Below are 19939 nucleotides of genomic sequence, written 5' to 3'. Positions count from 1 at the left end.
AAAGGCGGGGAGCGGGCGGAATTGGGGCGTGGAAGCATCTTTTTGTCTTGATTTTTTCTATCTTTTTGATCAAGCAAAAAGATAAAGAACAAAGCTACATAGTGAAATATTTGAAATTATAATTAAACGCCTATATTAAGTTACCTTTCCATTTGCTAAGATTTTGAATAAAATTTATTATTTTTTGAATGACACCACCTGCATTTGCTACTTCTATTTCTTCTCACCGACTGATCATAGCGCTAGATGAGCCGGAAGCCTTATCATGGCAAAGCTTAGCTCCTGAAATAAAAGGGGCTGATTTTACTGAAGGAGCCAGAATTTTTCCTGAAGAAATTAAATTAAATGAAGCTGTTTTTGACATAGAGATCACCCGAGAGTTTTCAATAATAGTTTCTGTACTTCAGGAAGCAAATCAATTAATACTTTTATGCGATTGTGGAAAGGAGGGAAGTAAAGCATGTTCTTATCAAATCCAAATTTTGAATGCGCTGTGCAAGCAAAAAGAGCTGCAGGTTTTCTTCAACCGGGCAGTGAGAGACGAAAAACTGAGAACAGCTGCCATGGATTACGGACTGGAAGCTGAGTCTGATCTGGATCAGCACTTTAAGATTGCTCTGGATAGCGGAAGACTTTTTATTGAGCCTGTCAAACAAGAATTTATTCCTGTTACGCGGGAAAGTATTTACCGGCTTACTCAACAAATTAAACCAGAGGATAGTAATACAACAACTGATTCCATTCCTGAATCACGATTTATGGTGTTCCGGCAACATAAATTCTACCATCATTTAATTGTAGAGTTATACCACGGACAGAGAACTGAAAAAGGGAAGCTTAAAAACCCTCTGTTACTGATTGATGCGCAAAAATATCTTTGGAAGAGTCAGGACCCGGCTAAAATGAAATTTTTTATGGCACTCAGCCGCTTCCAAAACAGAACTGAAGATTTATTGGCGGAGGAAGATATTCTGGCATTAAAGTCGATTATTGAAAACCCATTGCAGTACCCGGTATACTTCCATCAGCCGGAAAAATCAGAGAATATAATTACCTCCGCTCTAAAACCCGTAAAAATAGCTTTGCTTGCTGAGGAACCTGTTGTTAAGGTCTCAAAATCCGAAAAAGCGTATGAGGTTTCTATTGCTGTTAAGGTAGGAGAAAAGTCATATTCTTTAAGCGATATAGCTGTTCGGTACAAGTACTTTTTGCAGATAGAAGAAGCACTTTACCTGATGACTAACCTACAGCTGATCCGAACCATTCAAGAGTTGTTTGAGCAAAAGAGTAGTCTATTAATTTCTCATTCTAAATTTAATGCTTTTAAAGAAGGACTGCTCAATCAGATTGAAGACAAAGTACACATTGACTACCAATACATTCCAAAAGGCACACCGAAGCAGATTGCCTGGGGAAGTTATGATACTGACAGGGAGCGTATCATTTATTTATCGGATTTCGGCAGCCATGTAATGATTATTCCGGTGATGCGATACAGTGATATGGAAATTGCTGTTCGTAGCAAACGTCAGGTTTATGGAACAGATCAAAAAGGGAAAGTATTTATGGTGAAGCGAGATGCTGTGGAGGAAGACAAATTAGTTTCATTGTTAATTAAACAGCATCCTGATTTTGAAGAACAACTAAATGATCCACTGGAATATTTTTATCTGCACAAAAGATACTTTCTGGATGAAGATTGGTTTCTCAACACTTTTGAAGAATGGGGGAGCCACCAAATCAGAGTTTTAGGATTTAATGAAATCAGAAATAACCGCTTTAATCCCAACAAAATTAAAGTAGATATTAAAGTGTTAAGCGGTATCAACTGGTTTAATGCTGAGGTGGATGTAAAATTCGGAAAACAAAAGGCTTCTCTAAAGAAAATACATCTTGCTGTTAAAAATAAACGCAAATATGTGCTGTTGGACGATGGTACTCAGGGCATTATTCCCACAGAGTGGATTGAAAAATTTAAGCGTTATTTTATTGCAGCCGACATATCGGATGATGACCATTTAACATTGCAAAAAGTAAATTTCAGCCAGGTAGAAGAACTCTTTGAAGAGGAAATGCTGGATAATTCAGTGAAAAGAGAATTAGCCATGTACCGTGAAAAGGCAGAAGATTTTACCAAAATTCAACAAGTGAAAGTGCCTGCCGGATTAAACGGCAGGTTAAGGGGCTATCAAAGAGAAGGCTTAAACTGGCTCAATTTTCTTGATGATTTTAATTTTGGTGGTGTGCTGGCGGATGATATGGGATTAGGAAAGTCTGTGCAGATTATTGCTTTTATGCTGTTGCAAAAACAAAAAAGAGGTACAAATACTAATCTACTTATTGTACCTACCACACTCATTTTTAACTGGGAAGCTGAAATAGAAAAATTTGCTCCTAAGCTAAAAGTTTTCACTCTTAAAGGCCCTGAAAGAAGTAGAGAAACTACTCATTATCAAAATTATGATATAATCCTGACCTCTTACACCACATTACTGACGGACGTAAATTTTCTTAAGAGTTACATCTTTAATTATATTTTTCTGGATGAATCACAGCAAATAAAAAATCCTGAATCGCAGAGGTACAAAGCAGTAAAGTTATTGCAATCAAGGAATAAGATAGCCATCACCGGTACTCCCGTGGAGAATAATACCTTTGATTTGTACAGCCAGTTTTCCTTTGCCTGCCCCGGTTTGTTAGGTACCAAAAGGTATTTTAAAAATATTTACTCTGCCCCGATTGATCAGTTTAAAGACAGCAAAAGAGCACAGGATCTGCAGCAAAAAATCAGGCCTTTTCTGTTAAGAAGAACCAAAGGAGAAGTGGCAAAAGAGCTACCGGAAAAAACAGAAACCATCTTGTATTGCGAAATGCAGGAACAGCAGCGCGCCATTTATGATGCCTATGAAAAGGAGTTTAGGGAATATGTGTCTGCAAAAGATGAAGAGGAGCTGGATAAAAACAGAATGAATGTGCTGCGCGGATTAACCAAGCTAAGGCAGATATGTAACTCAACAAAACTGTTAAATGATGGCACTTTCACAGAAGAACATCCCAGTGCTAAAATTGACGCATTATTGGAGCAAATTGAAGACAATGCTCCTCATCATAAAATATTGGTTTTCTCGCAGTTTGTTTCCATGCTTGATTTGATTGAAGCAGAATTAAAAAAGAAAAATATTGGCTATGTAAAACTGACCGGCAGAACGAGAAACAGGGAAGAAATAGTAGCTGAATTCCAGCAACAGCAAAATATCAGGGTCTTCCTTATCAGCCTGAAGGCAGGGGGTACAGGGTTAAACCTGGAGCAGGCCAATTATGTCTATTTGGTTGATCCATGGTGGAATCCTGCGGTTGAAAATCAAGCCATAGACAGGGTACACCGCATTGGTCAACGTAGAAATGTTACTGCTGTCAGAATGATCTGCCCTGATACTGTGGAGGAAAAAATTATGCAGTTGCAGGCCACAAAGAAGGAGTTGGCAGGCGAACTGATTGTAGAGGATGCTTCCTTTTTGAAATCGATGAGTAAGAAGGAATTACTGAGTTTTTTGAGTTGAGCATTCAGTTTATACCATTAAGAAGTTAAGCGAATTAAGGCAAGCTCTAAGTTTAACCATTGAGAAGTTAAGAAAATTAAGAATAAGTAAATTTTTAATAGTTAAGTGATTTTCACATACAAAGACTTCATTTACTTAATGACTTATTTCCTGAATGGTTTATGATTATTTTATCTTACTTTAGTATTCAACCAAAATCTGAAGTTGTGACAAAAAAAGATGTTACCCAATTATCTTATGCAATTACTGGGTGTGCAATAAAAGTTCATAAAGAATTAGGGCCTGGATTACTGGAAAGTGTCTATCAAAAGTGCTTGAATTATGAATTGGTAAAGAAGGGATATAAAGTACATCAGCAATTAATTGTACCCGTGCATTATGACGGAATAACTATAGATACTCACCTTAGGCTTGATCTTTTAGTAGAAGACACTATAGTTGTAGAACTTAAAACGGTGGAATACATTTTACCTGTTCACGAAGCACAATTGTATACCTACATGAAACTATTAAAGAAACCATAAGGTCTTCTCATCAATTTCTATACAGATAATATTACTAAATCCCTCAGACCATTGGTTAATGAAATCTTCAGAGATCTGCCAGATTCATAGGCTATAGATATATTCTAAGGAAATAGAATTACGATGAAACTTAATTTCCTTAACTTCTTAATATTCCATTTGCTTTAGCAAATGCCTCAGGCAGCTTCTACCCCTTCTTTTGCATATTTCATTCTGTAGTTGGCAGGTGACATTCCTGCATATTTGCGAAATACATTTCTAAATGATTTGTCATCGGTGTAGCCTACATCAAACATCACTTCACTTACAGTTTTATAGCCTTTTTCCAGCTCTCTTTTAGCCGCTTCCACCTTTACCCTTTGCAGGTATTCCACTACAGTGTTTCCAGTAGCTTTTTTAAACCTTCGTTCGAGGGTTCTGCGACCTATTCCATGGTTTTTGCATAGACTGCTTACGGAAATTTTGTCTCGGTAATTATTTTCAATATAGGATTGCAATACTTTTATACCTTCATCAGGGTGTTCTTTCTGGCCGGTAAAGATGATAAATGGTGATTGTGAATCCCTGCCCACATCAATTTGAAATACTTTGGAACAAAAGATAGCGGCTTCTCTTCCAATATTTTTCTCGATGAGGTAAAGAATCAGGTTGGCAGATGAAAATGCACCTCCTCCGGTATAAATACCATCATCATCTGTGAGTAATTTATCCGGCATAAGCCTGGTCTCCGGGAATAATTGTTGAAATTGATGGGCTGCTTTCCAATGTGTCACGCAATCTTTTCCATTCAGTAAGCCAGTACATGCCAGCAGAAATGCTCCCAAACAGAGGCTTACCACCTCGGCTCCTTCCTTATGTTTTGCAATTATCCAGGGAATAAAATCGGAATTATTTTTCAGAGCCTGGGAAATATCGTTTTGAACTGGCGGAATGATTATCATGTCAGTATGTGTCACCTGGCTAATCAATTTTTCAGGACGAACAGCATATAAACCTTTATTCAATTTAACATCCGAAGTAAGGCCTACGAGCTCTACCTTAAAAAAATCAGCCTGATTATGAGCTTTTAAATACTCATTAGCTTCCAGAAGCCCCTGTCTGGCATTTTCCATGCTTCCCAGGTTTACATCATTTAGCAACAAAATAGAAACATGTTTCATTGAGGAAAGAATTTAAGAGCTGATTTTTTAACTAAGAACATCACTTGCTTATTGATATCCAAATGCCTGGCGCAATCTACCCTAGAGATTGACGGATTTACACAGTTTATTGAATTTTCTATTCTTGTACATTTGTAAATATAGTAATAAGAATAAATTATTGAAAGTATCAGGAAGCACTCGATTGAGAGCTTGAATGTTAACTCTGAACCTTAAAACGTTTAACATGAAAATAACTTGCCGGGAAAATTGTGATAACGCCCCTAAAAAGCTTCTGCTAAAAGAGTTCAATATTTCTTTTGGTAAAGGAGATGTACAAAATATTCTGAGTTATTTAGCAGCCAATATAGTTTGGGACATGGTAGGTGATAAAGTAATTAAGGGAAAGGATGAGGTGGAGAAAGAGTTAGAAGCCATGAAAGAGTATACAGCTACAGAAATAAATATTGATCATATTATTACGCATGGTAAAATAGCTGCATGTAACGGCAATTATAAGATGGGATCAGGAAGTAGTTATGGATTTTGTGATGTGTATGAATTCGATAATCATAGTAAAATAGCAAAAATTAGGAGAATGACTTCTTACGGAATAGCACTTAAACCTTAAAATGTAAATAGAACAATGAAAAAAGCCACACAACCCTACTTTCACTTCGATGGAAATTGTCGTGAAGCAATGACTTTCTATCAGAATTTATTTGGAGGAAAGCTTGATTTGATGCCAATTAAAGATTCGCCTGCCAAGGACCAGTTTCAACCGGAGATTCATGATCAAATAATGCATGCCAGCCTCGAAAATGGTGATTTTATGCTCATGGCTTCTGATATGTGCGGAATGGGAGAAGTGAAAAGGGGTAACAATGTAGAAATCAATTTGAATTGTGAGTCTGAGGAAGAAATTAATCATTTATACCAGCAATTGTCAGCAGGAGGTGAAATTCTGAATGAATTGAGAGAAGAGTTTTGGGGAGCTAAGTTTGCTATGTTAATTGATCAGTTTGGTGTGAGGTGGATGATGAATTATGAGAAATGAATAAAGCTATGGCAGCTATAGAACAAATCAATTATATCAAATCACCTTCATCTAAAATATATAAAACCCTTACTACACAGGAGGGATTGGGCAATATCTGGACTCCAAAGCTTAAGGTAAAACCTGAAATAGGTTTTGTAAATGAGTTCGACTTTGATGAAGGCTATCTCACCAAAATGAAAGTACAGGAGCTTAAAGAAAATAAGTGGGTGCTTTGGGAGTGCATTGATTCTGATCCGGAATGGGTGGGGACGAAAGTATCTTTTGAATTGTCGGAAAATGAGAATGTAACAACCATCGTGCTCAAGCACTTTGACTGGAAGGAAATGACAGATTTCTACAGGTGGTGTAATTATAACTGGGCAATGTTTCTTTGGCGTTTGAAAAAATATTGTGAAAAATAACTTTCAAAAGTTAAGATATGGAAACACATTTTTACTTTGAAATTCAGGCAGATAATGTGCAAAGAGCGGCTTCATTTTATAAAGAACTGTTCGGATGGGAATTTGAAAAAGTAGAAGGCCTACCGATAGAATATTGGAACATTCATACCGGTGGGATGTTTGGTGGGCTACTTCAACGCCCTGCAAAAATGCCCCCTCCTGAATATGGGGCCAATGCATTTGTAAACTCTATACAGGTTGATGATTTTGATGCTACGGCAAGGAAAATCCTTGAACTTAATGGAGAAATTGCACTTCCCAAATTTGCAGTGCCTGGAAAATGCTGGCAAGGTTATTTTCTGGATACAGAAGGCAATACCTTTGGTCTGTTTGAAGTAGACCAAACCGCTAAATGACTTATTTAGAAAGGGAAAAATGATAGAAAACGAAAATGGGAAACATGTTTAATTTTAAATCAACTTTCAGCGGATATTCAGTGGACGACCTGCAAAAGGCCAAATCTTTTTACAGAGATATGCTTGGAATTCCTATTCGGGAAGAACAGGATATGGGATTTGCTCTTTTATTGGAAGGAGGAAACCAGCCTTTTATTTATCCAAAACCAGCCCATCAGCCAGCAACTTTTACAGTACTCAATTTTGTAGTAGAGAACATTGATACAACTATTGAAAGTTTAGAAACTAAAGGTATTTCATTTATTCATTATGAAAGTGAAAATTTACCTCAGGATGAGAAAGGTGTGCTTCGGGGTTTGAAAGAAAAGATGGGACCGGATATTGCATGGTTTGAAGACCCTGCTGGGAATGTGCTTTCAGTTTTGCAAGAGGTGTGAAATTGTGTTCAGGATGGTAGAGGTTTTTAAAACAAATATTAGCAGAAATCATCAGGCAGAAAGGATGGTTATTTTGCTTAGAAAAGCTTTTCCCGTTTATCAAGTTAATTTTGATCTGGAGGATTGTGATAAAATCCTTAGAGTAAAAACACGCAATATTGCTGTAGATCCTGAAAATATTATACAAATTTTTACGGATTATGGCTTTCAGTGTGAAGTGCTGGCCGATACCGTGCATGAGGTATAGCTTATGATGATGTTGGATTCTGCTTTAAAGGATTAACAACATAATTTTAATACTCTGTTAATTAAATCAATTTTAAAGGTCGTCAATATCAAACCCTGAAGCTGTGTTAATTTTCAAGTTATTATCTGCGTAATTTTTAAAGTAATTACCTAGCTTTTTTAAATTATCATCTGAAGAAGACACTAATTCCTCAATGGTCATCTTTAGCGGAGATATTCCTTCAGGAATGATTCCCTTTCTTATGAGCACACAACGTCCTCCAATGGGATCATTAGCTGAAGAAACTCCGGAAAATACCCCCATTAATACTTGCGGTGATTCACTTTTTCCAATTTTATATACATGATGAAAGGTTTTTGCACTTTCAGCTTGCATTAAGCAAAAAAGGCACCCATCCTGATACCTCATTTCTCCTTCATATTTCCATCTTGGTCCAGTTAATTTAAAAATCACTTTATTATTCAGTACATTAATCTGAACAGGTGATTGTAAAAGTATTCCTCTCTCTGTGTTCTTGCGAACATAGGAATAATAATCGCCTACCAATGAGAGAAGAATAGAATGAATAGGGCTTTCAAAAGCTCTGATAAAAGCATCGAAATTTTCATATTCGAGGAACTTAGCTAGATCATCCACTTTATTAGGGGAGAGATTTAATAAATCATTTTCATTTGTAGCTTTTTTAACTGCATTATGAAGACTGTAATAAATGTATTTGGCACTAATCGATACATTTAACTTCTCGAATATTTCATCACTCATCCGGCCGAACCCAAAATGATCAATAGAATAACCAGTTGTTTTTCCCAGTTCATCTAGTAATAATTTGATGTATTTGACTTCGTATTTCCTCGCCATTCCATTAGTGTTAAAAATAAAACAGCTGTAATTAAAAGTAATTCATCTGTAATTACAAGTAAGCTGTCTTTATACTTTTCCCTCCCTAAATATCCAAATTTGTAATGTACTAATTGATCAATTGTACAGAGGTATTAATCGCGATGATACTTCATCAGTCTTTGCGATCGAAATTCTAAGACGCCCGGTGTGGGACTGGGCTGATTTGAATTCCGATGTAAGGACACTTCCCACACTAAAGGCCAAGGGCAATTTAATATAGCAATATTCTAATTACTAGGTACTTAAGTCGAAATCTTAAGAAGAGATTTCTATTGCTTACTCAATTCTGACCCGGCTCATTTTCAACATTAAATATTAAAAAAATGAAAAAGATTAAGTATATATTAATGCTTACTCTATTATTTGGAGTAATAACATTTTCGTGTAATGATGAGAGAGTGAATCCCGTTGGAACAACTGGTGGTGGGAGTGATGATGAAGAGGATGATCCAATAATTCTTGATCCTCCAGGTTCTTCACAGAATCCTCCTGTGCCATTAGATTCATTGATTAACTAAATTTTAAAGAAAACCACTCTTAATTTGGGTGGTTTTTCTTTTTTTATATTACATTCCATTATATGTTTCGCTGTTTAATATTTATATTATTCTCAAACTTTCCTCTTTTTTCTCAAAGTAATACTTTGAATCAATATAAAGACTCATTACAGATATCCGGACAAATTAAGGACTCATGGTATGAGGCAATAGGCAGGCTTTATCTTCAGCAAGATAATTATGATAGTGCTAAAAAATATTATCTATTAGCTCTTAATACCAAATCTGTAAATAATGACCAGCTGCTAAAAGCTTATATACTTAATAATTTAGGGGTTATATTTTCACCTTATTCAATAGATAGTACACTCTACTATTATACTCAGGCAAAAAATATATACCTAACAGAGGGAGATTCTCTTAAAGTAGCTTCTTGTGGAATTAACCTGGGAATTGTTTATAAAAATTTAGGCCTCTATGAAAGAGCATTAGAACAGCTTTTTGAGTCTGCCCTAGTATTAGAGAAGATTAATGAAGGACGATACTTAGCATCATGTTATAATACTATTGCACTTATTTATTCCAGACAGAATGATCTCATTAAATCATTAGAGTACCATAAAGAATCTTTAAAAATTAGAAAGGAATTACAAATGAAGCAATTGGTAGCTAGCTCTTACAATAATATTGGTATTATTTATAGGAAATTGGAGGAATATGATAGCTCCTTATTTTACTATGAGAATTCCCTTAAAATAAAAAAAGAGCAGCAGGATACTTTGGGTATTGGAGTTACTTTAAATAACATAGGATTAGTACTGATGGATCAAAAAAAATATGATCTGGCAGAACCCTATTTAAAAAAATCTCTGGAGCTCAGAACCATTAAAGACGATGAAGCTGGTATAGCTATAACCAAAAATAATTTGGGTCTGCTATATCTAAATACAGGAGAAAATACACTAGCTCTCGCTTATTTAAACGAGGCAGCTTTGTTAATTCAGTCTTTAGGGTTACTAGAGGAGATGAAAGTAAATTGGGAAACAAAACTTCAGGTTTACGAAGAGTTAGGGCTTCATCAAAATGCCTTGGAAGCTTCTAAAAACCTTATTATTGTCAAAGATAGTTTGTTAAATATCGAAAAGACAGAATCTCTTGTTGAGATGCAAACAAAGTATGAAACAGAGAAAAGAAGTCGGGAAATTGAAATGCTTGAGCAAAGCCGAAGCTTACAAGAGGGTAAGCTTAAATTAAGGCAAATTTGGATTTCTTTGTTAATATTATGTGCAGTTTTTCTGAGTATTTTAGGATTTCTGCTTCGTAATAGGTGGAGGAAGGAAAAAGTAGCTAAAATCAAAGTAGAAGTTTTAATGCAGGAGCTTCACCACCGTGTAAAGAACAACTTGCAATTATTGTCGAGTATATTCAGTCTTCAATCCAGAGGCCTTCAAGATACTAATGCTATTGAAGTTATTAAAAGCAGTGAGAACAGAATAAATGCAATGGCAATTATTCATCAGAAACTTTATAAAAATTCAGAAAGTAGAAATATTGATTTGAAATCTTATTTTACTGAGATGATTGAAGAACTTGCTGAGAGTTATGGTTATGATGTATCGAGTCATAATATAAAAATACATATAGACCCAATAGACCTTGATGTTGATAAAGTAATTCCTTTAGGGTTAATTGTAAACGAATTGGTAAGCAATTCCTTCAAATATGCCTTTCCCAATCATGAAAATCCTTCTTTGATGGTAGAACTTAAATACCATCAGAAGCACCTTGAGCTTGAGGTAGCTGATACCGGTTCCGGATTTAATAGAGAACAGGTTACAAAGGATTCAATGGGTTTGAATATTATTGATACGTTAAGCAGGCAATTAAAAGCTACTGTAAAATGGCAAACAAAAGGATGTGTGAAATTTAATTTAAAAGTGGCTATATAGTTAATAAGTAATGGAAAAGATTAAAGTACTTATTGTAGAAGATCAATTATTGATAGCAGCTGACCTTAAAGCCAAGCTGGAAGATCAAAATTTTGAAGTAATAGATATAGTTAGCTCAGGAGAGCAAGCAATTGAAGTTGTTTCAGGAGCTATAGATTTAATATTGATGGACATTCAATTGGAAGGAGAATTGGATGGCATAGCTACGGCTGAAAAAATTATTGAAAGATATAATATCCCGATTATTTACTTATCGGACCATGTAGATGAGGAGACAGTAAAGAGAGCGAAAAAAACTTATCCAGCTAATTATCTGTCTAAACCTTTTAAAATCAGTGATTTATTAAGGGCTTTAGAGTTGGCATTTCATAATGCTTCACAAAAGAAGCCACTTCAAAAAACTAAACTTGCAGATAGAATTTTTATCAGGACTAATAACCAAACTTCAATAATGGTTCCCTATGATGATATCCTTTATCTCGAAGCAGAGCGTGCTTATAGCAATGTTGTAACCCGAAATACAAAACATGTGCTCTCTACTAACATGAAAAAGATCTATGATCAGTTTGAAAGTCAGGATTTTATTAGAATCAGTCGCAGCCATATTGTAAATATTAACCATATACTGGGCGTAGAAGGTAACCTTATACTAGTGGGAACGGAAAAATTACAAATGAGTAGTAGCTATAAGGAAAGTGTAATGGGGGCAATTAATTTAGTCAAATAACATATTGGGAAAGATAAACATGTTACAGGGAAAATAAATTTGCAGAGCTTGAAGTAGCCAGTTATCTAAGGCGTTAAATTTTAATAATATGACGTCAAAGAAATATGAATATGATGTTTTCATCTCTTATGCTGTAGAAGATAAAATAAGTATTGTCAATGAATTGGTAGAAAAGCTGGAAGAGTCAGGTATAAAGGTATGGTATGCTAGCAAGAGGTTAAGTGTTGGACGTGGAGTAAATGAGACAATTAAGGAAGGTCTTAACAAATCTCGGCATGGTATAGTAGTGTTAAGTCACAACTATTTTGCAAAGGCGTGGCCTCAGAAGGAACTACATGTGCTGTGGGCTCTGGAGAATAATGAGGAGAGAAGAATTCTACCTTTATGGCATAATATTAGTGAATCTGAAATAAAATCTCATGATCCAATGCTGGCTGATAATTATGGAATTTCAACAACTAAAGGAGTAGATTTTGTAGTAAGAAAGTTAGTTCAAGCAATGAATCAGGATTATGAAAAGCCTGTAGTTTCTGTAGAAAGAAGAACTAATGTGAAGAGACCTCAACTGGTTCTTTTTGTTGCAATCTTATTAAGCTTACTTTTTAGTTTTTATTATTTCTTTAATAGAGATAAGCCTTCTCCGCAATTAATTAAAACCAATATAGAGCAACGCCTTTCTGCTATCCAGGGAAAAGTGATGAATGAACATTTAGCTGAAATGGATAACAAAAAAGGACATGCAGCTACTATTGCACAAGTAAAATCGTACATTCAACATTACAATGATTTAAAAGCACAGTACCGTAATGAATATTCATTTTACACCGGGTTTGTAAATCTTGATTATAAGAAAAATGTGGAGCCAGCTCTGGGAATTAATATAGAGTATCTCACTCCTTATAATTATTATGGGTTTGATAACCCTAATATATTTTTAATCGATAATAGTATAGATGCTCACTCCATTAATACAAAATGTATTTTCATTAATTCACAGCTTGTAAGTTTTCAGATTATAGATCAGCAAAGGATAAATAGTTTTATGTATACTGTAACAGTAGAGTATAAAAATAATATTAGGTATTTATCCATTGATCTTACCTTTTCAAAACAAACAGATTGGATAAAGCGCAGGAAAACCACATTTATTGGAACTCTTCCTAAGGAAACTTATCAATTTAAAAAAGAAGGAGATACCTGGTTTTTTGCAGGGCTCGATTAGTCTTGTCTTATAATAAAGCCTTGAAATAATAAGAAATACATAAACTTATTTAGCAATCCATATCTTTCAACTATTCGAATCTATTATTCGGAAAGTAATATTACCGTTTCGGAAATTAAAATTTACCCTACATATAATTATTAATAGTTTTCAGAAAAATAAGAAGCTATGAAAAGATTAGAAATTAATTGTATTAATAAAGATGAACGATTAAGTAAGACTGAAAGAATTACACATGTTGGTGGACTTGATACCTATGGGGATCGGTGGGAAAAAACTGTAGCTGAAGCAATTGATGAAATTGAGAAAGGTACCTCAGGATTTTATGTAGAAGTAGACCGAGAGGAAGTTGATGTAGTTGTGGCTAAAAGTAGTCAAGGAAATAAATATCTCAGAACTGAGGCAGATGATTATGAACCCAATAATCTTTTAAGCCTGATTGAGTGTAACTAAATGCTATGGAATATTTGCCTAATGAAAGTTTGCTGTCAAACTCTGATTCTAATACCATTATGCTTACTACTCACAGGATCAGATATCAGGACTCCAAGTCATTGAAAAGTATTGTTTTAGATGAAGTTTCCGGGACTGAGGTTAAATACATTAGTCAACCAGTTTTTCTGTTACTGGCACTAATAGCAGGTGTTGGTGGATTTTTTTTAATTAATGAGACAGATGAGATTTATATGATTTCTTCATTTACAATCGCAATCATGTTTGTACTAATGTATTTAGCTTCAAGAAAGCATGTAATAATAATATCTTCTTCAGGAACTAAAATTATTTTTCAAACACATAACATGAGTAAAGAAACAGTGAAAAACTTTGTTTCACAATTAGAAGGACAAGTGATAAAGTTAAAGAAATTATAGAATGGACTTAAATAGTATTTTATCAGGTTGGCAAGAGTATGATGACAGGAAGAAGAAAGGTGTAGATGCTCGCTTTTTCTCATGCAGCGAAGATTGGGAAGTTGAATATTTAATTCAAAAGATTAGGAAAGCAAATCCTCAATTAAGTGAAGGAGAAGTGTATTCTGCTATCAGGGAATGTTGCAGAACAATTGAAGCTCCCAGACCACGCAGGGAATTTGTAGCTTGTGTAATAGCAAAATTAAAACTTAAAAGTACATGAGTTTACGCTACCAAAAGCGGATCAATCTTGGAAAAGGTGCTGGCTTGAATATTAGCAAAAAGGGTACTTCTTTCAGTAAACGCACAAAATATGGTTCAATAGGTAGCCGGGGGTTTTCCTTAAAAACTGGTATTCCTGGCTTGAGTATTAGAAAGAATTGGGGCAAAGGAGGAGTAGGGTTGGCAGTTTTATTTGCTATTGGAGCTGTTTCAATAACAATATTGATTGTTTATAACACTTTAAGATTGATAATCTATCTATTCAGGTTAGCCTATTATAAAATTAAAACTATACATTCTTAATGAATATGGCATTTACAGAACCATTTAATAAAATACTACAAGCTTCTCAATGGAAGTTTATTTTTCTATGCCTTTTTATTTGGAGTTGCTCTCTTAGTACTTCTGAAGCTCAAACCGTATATATTACCAAAACAGGAGCTAAGTACCACACCGAAACCTGTAGATACCTTTCTAATAGTAAAATACCTATAGCTTTATCAAAAGCAAAAGAGGGAAATTATGAAGCTTGTAAAGTTTGTAAGCCATCAACTAAAGTAACAAATGGTCTTCAATATAAAGCTATTGATAGTACTAAAATAATAACCACTCCCAGACCTGTACAAAATGCTACTACTCGTCAATGTTCTGCCACAGCAAAAAGTACAGGTAACCGATGTAAAAGAACTACCAAAAATGCCAGTGGTAAATGTTGGCAACATGAATAACCTCTTATTCGGAAAACAGAAACACCCTTTCGGAAAAGGAATTTGTAGACTTTCTGCTAATCTTTTTACTTGCCTTGGTAATTAATTTAAACTTTAAATTCAAAGAAAATGGCAAATTATTGGGTTAACAAACACACAAATACAAATCCTCATAATAACCATGAGGTGCATAAAGAAGGTTGTCAATTTATGCCCTCTGATAAAATTTATGTCGGAGACCATGCAAATTGTGATAGTGCTTTAATAGAAGCAAGAAAACATTATACTGATGTAGATGGATGCTCAGTTTGTAGTAATGAATGTCACAAAAAATAAATTCTTCTTATGAAATTTATTCAAACAATATTCTTTTTAGTGATTACTCAAAATCTAGTAGCTCAGGAGAATATAGTACTCTCAGAGGGTACTTTTAAAGTGAAGGGCTTATCAGAGCAGGAATTGTATTTTGGTTTATTTGAAGGGGATCAATTAGTTTTCAGCCTTGAGGAGAATAAGGGTAAAAGCTTAAAAGAAATTGAAATAGTTGAGTATCCGGATAATTCAAAATTTTTTGAAGTTGAAATAGACCATATTGATAATAAAGAATTCCTGATTCAGAATACAGGTATATATAAGTTGAGATTGAAAAATTCAGCTCTTGGAGGAAGGGTTTGTCGATATAAACTCGAAAGAATACCTGCTGATCCCTCTAAAAAATTCAACTCTACTGTTTATTGGGAAACAAAAAAAGATACGACTTTCTATACAATTAATGAGAACTACTTAGTATCTAAGGATACTTCAATAGTATCAGTTATTCAACATAAAGTTGAGAGAGTACATTCAGAAACAGCATTGAATGGTAAAACAAATAAAAGTATAGTTAAGGTTGACTTGCCTAAAAACACTATTAGCTGGTCTTATTACCTAGGAGTAGGTGAAGATGCAGAAGCAGTATTTAAACAGGCGGAAGAGAAGGCTTCCGGAAGGATTGCTCAATTAAAGGGAGCCTCAAGACTTAGCAAAAGTCTTATTAGTTTAGATTTCACAGGTTCAGCGGCGCTTGCTAGCCTTGTAATTGATGGCATTGTTGAATTGGGTGTAATGGATGAGAAAGCAGATAATATTCAATATTGGATCATCCCTGACTATGCCAATGCGCAATTGTTTATGAGCAATAATAACTTTTATCAATATGATAATGGAAATGGGCCCATTGTATATAAACGAATGGAAGCACCTTTATCCGGAACATTTTATATTGGCCTTTACAATGACAATATGGTAGAAGGAATAGATGTTCATATCAGGCTTTCTGCAATTACTGTAACTGAGAAATGGGGACAGAGAGCAGTAGAAAAGTATAACATTGAAACCTGGAAGGAGCCCTATCTGAAAGATTAAAGTGGTCTTAAAAATTTTAGAACTTTATTCTTAATAAATAACCTTTCGGAAACCAAAACTACTCATTCGGAAATCTAATTAGACGATCAATCTCCTTAAGCTTTAATTGCTTGAAAAAGAAGAAAAATGTTTAAAGAGAACCTTTCAATATTAATAGTAATATGTAGCATCTTCATTTTGTTAAGCTGCCAGGTAGAAGATAAAGAGCAATGTCCTACCAGTAAATGTTCTGACTACACAACTCAGCAAGATGCTCAGGCAGCCTTTAATGCCAATAGATTATGTTATTCTGATTTAGATTCTGATAATGATGGCACTGCTTGTGAGCATTTGCCTTCGAGAGACAATAATAATGGATGTCCAACTACAGCCAACTGTGGCTGCTCAGGAAAGAATAAAAATGAGTGTGGAGGTCCTTGTTGCCAGTGGATTGTGGGAACAGGATGCAAGTGCGGTTAATCAGTAGAATAGGAAACGTGTAAATTTTAAGGAATGGAAAGATATAAAAATTTAAGTGGAGGCTCAGGTGTATCATCATTTGAAATAGGCTCAGATTATATTAGAGTTAGATTTGAAAGAAGTATAAAAACCTATCAATATAGTTATAGAAAAGCCGGAAGTTATCATGTAGAGAGGATGAAGGGTTTAGCTCAAAATGGATCTGGATTAAACAGTTATATAAAAACTTATGTTAACGATCTATACGACTAGTTTTATACCCAAATTACTTCGTTATATATTTACATAAAAAATAAGCTACTTTTACTTTATCTGAAAATTGGGTGACTTGAATACCTGAATTTTTCACCTCTCTTTCCAAACAATGGTTGTTCCTCAGCTAAACCAAGTTTCTAACCTCACAAGTGAATAATTTCGTCATCCCTTAAATAGAGAATTGACTTGCTTGCTGCTCCTTTTAATAGGGTATTATAGCTTATTTTCATAACTTGGTTTTTTAATTATTACTAATTACTTAGTTCCCTCATTTTTTACTTGAATCCCAACTGGATAATTGTTTTTTCATAATCCAGCTTCAATAAAAAATATGACTAATAGGCATTTCAAAACATATGAAAAAACAATTTTTACTTCCATTCTGCTTGATGATTTTACTAAGTGCCTGCCAAAAAGAAACAGATTCAACTGAATGGACTAACCTCCTAGATCCTGATTTATCCCAATGGGATCAATACCTAAGTTACAGACATCAACTCGGTTACAATGGTGAGCAGCCAAAGGATGAACAGGGTAACCTAATCGAACCTATTGGTTTAAACCCCACAGGCTATGATGTTTTTACCATGGCAGAGGAAGGTGAAGAGCCGATCTTGAAAGTGAGTGGAGAGATTTACGGCTGCGTGATCAGTAAAGAAGAGTACGATAATTACCATCTGCAATTAAAAGTAAAATGGGGTGATAAGAAATGGACACCCAGAGAAAAGCTCTTGAAAGATTCAGGAATTTTGTATCATTCTGTTGGTCCAATGGGGGCAGAATATTGGCGTAGTTGGATGCTTTCCCAGGAATTTCAGATTATGGAAGGTCATATGGGCGATTACTGGAGTCAGGCTAATTCCGCAATTGATATCAGGGCTTATATTCCTGAATATATTATGAACCCGGTGGCTGATGTAAGTCAGGATTTTATTCCAGTGGGAGAGGGAGAAGACATCACCGGACTTGTTCTTAGGAATTCTAACTATGAGAAGCCAATGGGAGAATGGAACACGTTAGATCTTATTTGCTTTGAAGGAAAAAGCATCCATATAGTGAATGGCGAACTAGTGATGGTTTTACAAAATTCGCGCTATGTGGAGGATGGCCAATCTATTCCTCTTACAAAGGGCAAAATCCAGCTACAAAGTGAAGCCGCAGAAGTTTATTATAAAGATGTTAAAATCAGGGATTTGGACTCTATGCCTGAGGAATATGTAAGTTACTTTTAAATTAAGGTTCAGTTATTGAAATATGAAATACATTAAATACAGCATTTTTTTCTTATTCGCAGTGATAATTAGTTATGGTTGTAAATCACAGCAGGAATTAACCGCACACGAGGGGTATGTTGAAGTAGAAGGAGGGAAAATTTGGTATAAAGTGCTGGGAGAAGGAACAGCTACTCCTTTGCTTTTAATGCATGGAGGTCCCGGAGGTACCCATCGCTATTTTTATGAGTTGGAGCCACTAAGTAAGGAGCGTCCGATCATTCTTTTTGATCAATTAGGAACTGGGCGTTCCGGTTATCACACAGATACCACTTTGCTTAAGGTGGATAAATTTGTAGAGCAGGTGAATCAACTAAAAAAGCATCTGAAGCTGGAAGAATTCTACTTATTGGGGCACTCATGGGGCGCAGCACTGGAATTGGAATACTATCAGGCACATCCACAAGGAATTAAGGCCATTATCTTTAGCAGTCCTTACGTGAGTACTCCTATCTGGACGGCTGATGCAGATACTTTAATTATGCAATTGCCGGATTCTGTGCAAGCTTATATTGCTGAGGCAGAAGCAACTAACAATTACAATTCAACAGCCTATCAATATGCCAATGAGTTATATTGGAGCCAATTTGGCTTGAGGTCTGAATACAAACGGCATCCTTTGGATACTGTGGAGGCATCCGGAAATTCATTTATTTACAATTACATGTGGGGCCCAAGTGAATTTACAGCTACAGGTACTTTGAAAAATTATGATAATGTACAAGCATTGAAGGCTGTTGAAGTGCCTGCTTTATTTGTGACAGGAGAATATGATGAAGCCAGACCCGCAACAGTTAAGAGGCTTCAGAAAATGGTTCCGAATTCCAAATTTGCTATAATTGATGATGCCGGACATTCTACAGCCAGAGACAACAGCCAGCAATACAACGAAGTAATTAGCCAATTTCTAAAAGGATTGGAAGAGTAATTTTATTCAGTCAGTTCCGGAACCTGAGTTGATTCTGGAGGGTTGATATGCAAATGGAATCACTTTTAAATCGTGTTAAACAATGTGATGTTTGTCATAATTTGCCCTGCGGAGCCAACCCTGTTTTTACAGCAGGTGCTTTATCAAAAATTGTAGTGGTAGGGCAGGCTCCCGGCCGAATTGTGCATGAAACAGGTATTCCTTGGAATGATAAAAGTGGAGACAACCTGAGAAGCTGGATGGGTATTGATAAAGATATTTTTTATAATACTGATTTTATATCGCTCATCCCAATGGGTTTCTGTTATCCGGGTACGGGTAAAAATGGTGATTTACCTCCTCGTAAAGAATGCGCCCCCCTATGGCATCAGCAATTGTTGAGCAACATGCCACATGTAAAACTAGTGATTTTAGCAGGTCAGTATGCGCAGAGGTTCTACCTGGGAAAAAAGGCAAAAAGTAACCTGACTTCAACTGTCCAAAATTTCAAGGAGTACTTACCCGGCTTCTTTCCACTTCCGCATCCTTCCCCAAGAAATAATATATGGCAAGCCAAAAACCCCTGGTTTAAAATAGAGGTTTTACCCGAACTGAAGGAAGAAGTAAACCAGATACTTTCCTAACCTTAATTGTTTCCTTGGGTCAGTGAATGTAATTGATTGATTTTTAGAGATCTGTGCTATTTTTGAATTATTGTTTTTAAAATAAATGCTACCAGAGGTTT

General features: G+C 35.3%; 26 protein-coding genes. 24 read left to right on the top strand and 2 right to left on the bottom strand.

Going from position 1 to position 19939, the window contains the following annotated elements; genetic code table 11:
* The first annotated feature begins 188 nt into the window (after window positions 1-188).
* Both IEV85_RS18405 and IEV85_RS18400 read left to right on the top strand, forming a co-directional pair.
* Window positions 189-3560, top strand: a complete 3372-nt coding sequence (locus IEV85_RS18405; protein WP_188466210.1) for a DEAD/DEAH box helicase — start codon at window positions 189-191, stop codon at window positions 3558-3560.
* Window positions 3561-3766: 206 nt separating this feature from the next.
* Entirely contained in the window at window positions 3767-4084 is a 318-nt protein-coding gene (locus IEV85_RS18400; protein WP_229712647.1) for a GxxExxY protein, read from the top strand.
* 176 nt (window positions 4085-4260) lie between these two features.
* Here IEV85_RS18400 and IEV85_RS18395 read toward each other — a convergent pair whose 3' ends face one another.
* Window positions 4261-5244 (bottom strand): GlxA family transcriptional regulator, encoded by a 984-nt coding sequence (locus IEV85_RS18395; RefSeq protein WP_188466208.1) that lies wholly within the window; start codon window positions 5242-5244, stop codon window positions 4261-4263.
* 226 nt (window positions 5245-5470) lie between these two features.
* Between IEV85_RS18395 and IEV85_RS18390 the strand changes: the two genes are divergently transcribed.
* From IEV85_RS18390 to IEV85_RS18365, 6 genes are read left to right on the top strand one after another with little or no spacing between them, the layout of a single operon-like run.
* Window positions 5471-5854 (top strand): nuclear transport factor 2 family protein, encoded by a 384-nt coding sequence (locus tag IEV85_RS18390; RefSeq protein ID WP_188466206.1) that lies wholly within the window; start codon window positions 5471-5473, stop codon window positions 5852-5854.
* A gap of 15 nt (window positions 5855-5869) precedes the next feature.
* Window positions 5870-6280 carry a VOC family protein gene (locus IEV85_RS18385; protein WP_188466205.1) on the top strand — a complete coding sequence of 137 codons (411 nt, stop codon included), beginning with the start codon at window positions 5870-5872 and terminating at the stop codon, window positions 6278-6280.
* Window positions 6281-6288: 8 nt separating this feature from the next.
* On the top strand, window positions 6289-6684 hold the full coding sequence (locus tag IEV85_RS18380; RefSeq protein ID WP_188466203.1) for an SRPBCC domain-containing protein: 396 nt from the start codon (window positions 6289-6291) through the stop codon (window positions 6682-6684).
* 17 nt (window positions 6685-6701) lie between these two features.
* Window positions 6702-7079 (top strand): VOC family protein, encoded by a 378-nt coding sequence (locus tag IEV85_RS18375; RefSeq protein WP_188466201.1) that lies wholly within the window; start codon window positions 6702-6704, stop codon window positions 7077-7079.
* Window positions 7080-7123: 44 nt separating this feature from the next.
* Window positions 7124-7516, top strand: a complete 393-nt coding sequence (locus IEV85_RS18370; RefSeq protein WP_188466199.1) for a VOC family protein — start codon at window positions 7124-7126, stop codon at window positions 7514-7516.
* Between the two features lie 13 nt (window positions 7517-7529).
* The gene (locus IEV85_RS18365; protein WP_188466197.1) at window positions 7530-7763 is read left to right on the top strand and encodes a hypothetical protein; all 234 of its coding nucleotides are present in this window, start codon (window positions 7530-7532) and stop codon (window positions 7761-7763) included.
* 72 nt (window positions 7764-7835) lie between these two features.
* Here the strand turns inward: IEV85_RS18365 and IEV85_RS18360 are convergent, their stop codons facing one another.
* Window positions 7836-8621: a hypothetical protein gene (locus IEV85_RS18360; RefSeq protein WP_188466195.1), complete on the bottom strand. Its 786-nt coding sequence runs from the start codon at window positions 8619-8621 to the stop codon at window positions 7836-7838.
* Window positions 8622-8986: 365 nt separating this feature from the next.
* Here IEV85_RS18360 and IEV85_RS18355 point away from each other — a divergent pair, with 365 nt between their 5' ends.
* From IEV85_RS18355 to IEV85_RS18280, 16 genes are all read left to right on the top strand, one after another.
* Entirely contained in the window at window positions 8987-9181 is a 195-nt protein-coding gene (locus tag IEV85_RS18355) for a hypothetical protein (RefSeq protein ID WP_188466192.1), read from the top strand.
* 125 nt (window positions 9182-9306) lie between these two features.
* The gene (locus IEV85_RS18350) at window positions 9307-11109 is read left to right on the top strand and encodes a tetratricopeptide repeat protein (RefSeq protein ID WP_188466190.1); all 1803 of its coding nucleotides are present in this window, start codon (window positions 9307-9309) and stop codon (window positions 11107-11109) included.
* 10 nt (window positions 11110-11119) lie between these two features.
* Window positions 11120-11836 (top strand): LytR/AlgR family response regulator transcription factor, encoded by a 717-nt coding sequence (locus IEV85_RS18345; protein ID WP_188466188.1) that lies wholly within the window; start codon window positions 11120-11122, stop codon window positions 11834-11836.
* Window positions 11837-11924: 88 nt separating this feature from the next.
* Entirely contained in the window at window positions 11925-13058 is a 1134-nt protein-coding gene (locus tag IEV85_RS18340; protein WP_188466186.1) for a toll/interleukin-1 receptor domain-containing protein, read from the top strand.
* Between the two features lie 168 nt (window positions 13059-13226).
* The gene (locus IEV85_RS18335) at window positions 13227-13511 is read left to right on the top strand and encodes a DUF3892 domain-containing protein (RefSeq protein ID WP_188466184.1); all 285 of its coding nucleotides are present in this window, start codon (window positions 13227-13229) and stop codon (window positions 13509-13511) included.
* Between the two features lie 5 nt (window positions 13512-13516).
* Window positions 13517-13930, top strand: a complete 414-nt coding sequence (locus IEV85_RS18330; RefSeq protein WP_188466182.1) for a hypothetical protein — start codon at window positions 13517-13519, stop codon at window positions 13928-13930.
* A gap of 1 nt (window position 13931) precedes the next feature.
* Window positions 13932-14192, top strand: a complete 261-nt coding sequence (locus tag IEV85_RS18325; protein ID WP_188466180.1) for a hypothetical protein — start codon at window positions 13932-13934, stop codon at window positions 14190-14192.
* Window positions 14189-14494: a DUF4236 domain-containing protein gene (locus tag IEV85_RS18320; protein ID WP_188466178.1), complete on the top strand. Its 306-nt coding sequence runs from the start codon at window positions 14189-14191 to the stop codon at window positions 14492-14494. Before IEV85_RS18325 ends, IEV85_RS18320 begins: the two co-directional genes overlap by 4 nt.
* Window positions 14495-14499: 5 nt before the next feature.
* Complete coding sequence (locus IEV85_RS18315) at window positions 14500-14919, top strand: hypothetical protein (RefSeq protein ID WP_188466176.1); 420 nt, start codon at window positions 14500-14502, stop codon at window positions 14917-14919.
* A 108-nt stretch (window positions 14920-15027) separates the two neighbouring features.
* Entirely contained in the window at window positions 15028-15234 is a 207-nt protein-coding gene (locus IEV85_RS18310; RefSeq protein WP_188466174.1) for a hypothetical protein, read from the top strand.
* A 9-nt stretch (window positions 15235-15243) separates the two neighbouring features.
* Window positions 15244-16302 (top strand): hypothetical protein, encoded by a 1059-nt coding sequence (locus IEV85_RS18305; RefSeq protein ID WP_188466172.1) that lies wholly within the window; start codon window positions 15244-15246, stop codon window positions 16300-16302.
* A 126-nt stretch (window positions 16303-16428) separates the two neighbouring features.
* Window positions 16429-16761 carry a hypothetical protein gene (locus IEV85_RS18300; RefSeq protein WP_188466170.1) on the top strand — a complete coding sequence of 111 codons (333 nt, stop codon included), beginning with the start codon at window positions 16429-16431 and terminating at the stop codon, window positions 16759-16761.
* Window positions 16762-16794: 33 nt separating this feature from the next.
* On the top strand, window positions 16795-17013 hold the full coding sequence (locus IEV85_RS18295) for a hypothetical protein (protein WP_188466168.1): 219 nt from the start codon (window positions 16795-16797) through the stop codon (window positions 17011-17013).
* 359 nt (window positions 17014-17372) lie between these two features.
* Window positions 17373-18248: a 3-keto-alpha-glucoside-1,2-lyase-like domain-containing protein gene (locus IEV85_RS18290; RefSeq protein WP_188466166.1), complete on the top strand. Its 876-nt coding sequence runs from the start codon at window positions 17373-17375 to the stop codon at window positions 18246-18248.
* Window positions 18249-18270: 22 nt separating this feature from the next.
* The gene (locus IEV85_RS18285) at window positions 18271-19215 is read left to right on the top strand and encodes a proline iminopeptidase-family hydrolase (RefSeq protein ID WP_188466164.1); all 945 of its coding nucleotides are present in this window, start codon (window positions 18271-18273) and stop codon (window positions 19213-19215) included.
* Window positions 19216-19268: 53 nt separating this feature from the next.
* Window positions 19269-19838 carry a uracil-DNA glycosylase family protein gene (locus tag IEV85_RS18280; protein ID WP_188466162.1) on the top strand — a complete coding sequence of 190 codons (570 nt, stop codon included), beginning with the start codon at window positions 19269-19271 and terminating at the stop codon, window positions 19836-19838.
* Window positions 19839-19939: the final 101 nt, after the last annotated feature.

Origin of the sequence: Marivirga lumbricoides, from assembly GCF_014636295.1 — a bacterium.
Classification (GTDB): Bacteria; Bacteroidota; Bacteroidia; order Cytophagales; family Cyclobacteriaceae; genus Marivirga; species Marivirga lumbricoides.
This window is presented reverse-complemented; position numbering and strand designations above follow the sequence as displayed.

Coding starts and splice junctions, on each gene's coding strand:
- IEV85_RS18360 (WP_188466195.1), bottom strand. CDS start 8,621: ATGGCGAGGAAATACGAAGTCAAATACATCAAATTATTACTAGATGAA.
- IEV85_RS18325 (WP_188466180.1), top strand. CDS start 13,932: ATGGACTTAAATAGTATTTTATCAGGTTGGCAAGAGTATGATGACAGG.
- IEV85_RS18370 (WP_188466199.1), top strand. CDS start 7,124: ATGTTTAATTTTAAATCAACTTTCAGCGGATATTCAGTGGACGACCTG.
- IEV85_RS18280 (WP_188466162.1), top strand. CDS start 19,269: ATGGAATCACTTTTAAATCGTGTTAAACAATGTGATGTTTGTCATAAT.
- IEV85_RS18330 (WP_188466182.1), top strand. CDS start 13,517: ATGGAATATTTGCCTAATGAAAGTTTGCTGTCAAACTCTGATTCTAAT.
- IEV85_RS18310 (WP_188466174.1), top strand. CDS start 15,028: ATGGCAAATTATTGGGTTAACAAACACACAAATACAAATCCTCATAAT.
- IEV85_RS18305 (WP_188466172.1), top strand. CDS start 15,244: ATGAAATTTATTCAAACAATATTCTTTTTAGTGATTACTCAAAATCTA.
- IEV85_RS18390 (WP_188466206.1), top strand. CDS start 5,471: ATGAAAATAACTTGCCGGGAAAATTGTGATAACGCCCCTAAAAAGCTT.
- IEV85_RS18285 (WP_188466164.1), top strand. CDS start 18,271: ATGAAATACATTAAATACAGCATTTTTTTCTTATTCGCAGTGATAATT.
- IEV85_RS18345 (WP_188466188.1), top strand. CDS start 11,120: ATGGAAAAGATTAAAGTACTTATTGTAGAAGATCAATTATTGATAGCA.
- IEV85_RS18385 (WP_188466205.1), top strand. CDS start 5,870: ATGAAAAAAGCCACACAACCCTACTTTCACTTCGATGGAAATTGTCGT.
- IEV85_RS18300 (WP_188466170.1), top strand. CDS start 16,429: ATGTTTAAAGAGAACCTTTCAATATTAATAGTAATATGTAGCATCTTC.
- IEV85_RS18340 (WP_188466186.1), top strand. CDS start 11,925: ATGACGTCAAAGAAATATGAATATGATGTTTTCATCTCTTATGCTGTA.
- IEV85_RS18395 (WP_188466208.1), bottom strand. CDS start 5,244: ATGAAACATGTTTCTATTTTGTTGCTAAATGATGTAAACCTGGGAAGC.
- IEV85_RS18380 (WP_188466203.1), top strand. CDS start 6,289: ATGGCAGCTATAGAACAAATCAATTATATCAAATCACCTTCATCTAAA.
- IEV85_RS18375 (WP_188466201.1), top strand. CDS start 6,702: ATGGAAACACATTTTTACTTTGAAATTCAGGCAGATAATGTGCAAAGA.
- IEV85_RS18290 (WP_188466166.1), top strand. CDS start 17,373: ATGAAAAAACAATTTTTACTTCCATTCTGCTTGATGATTTTACTAAGT.
- IEV85_RS18405 (WP_188466210.1), top strand. CDS start 189: ATGACACCACCTGCATTTGCTACTTCTATTTCTTCTCACCGACTGATC.
- IEV85_RS18320 (WP_188466178.1), top strand. CDS start 14,189: ATGAGTTTACGCTACCAAAAGCGGATCAATCTTGGAAAAGGTGCTGGC.
- IEV85_RS18315 (WP_188466176.1), top strand. CDS start 14,500: ATGGCATTTACAGAACCATTTAATAAAATACTACAAGCTTCTCAATGG.
- IEV85_RS18365 (WP_188466197.1), top strand. CDS start 7,530: ATGGTAGAGGTTTTTAAAACAAATATTAGCAGAAATCATCAGGCAGAA.
- IEV85_RS18295 (WP_188466168.1), top strand. CDS start 16,795: ATGGAAAGATATAAAAATTTAAGTGGAGGCTCAGGTGTATCATCATTT.
- IEV85_RS18355 (WP_188466192.1), top strand. CDS start 8,987: ATGAAAAAGATTAAGTATATATTAATGCTTACTCTATTATTTGGAGTA.
- IEV85_RS18335 (WP_188466184.1), top strand. CDS start 13,227: ATGAAAAGATTAGAAATTAATTGTATTAATAAAGATGAACGATTAAGT.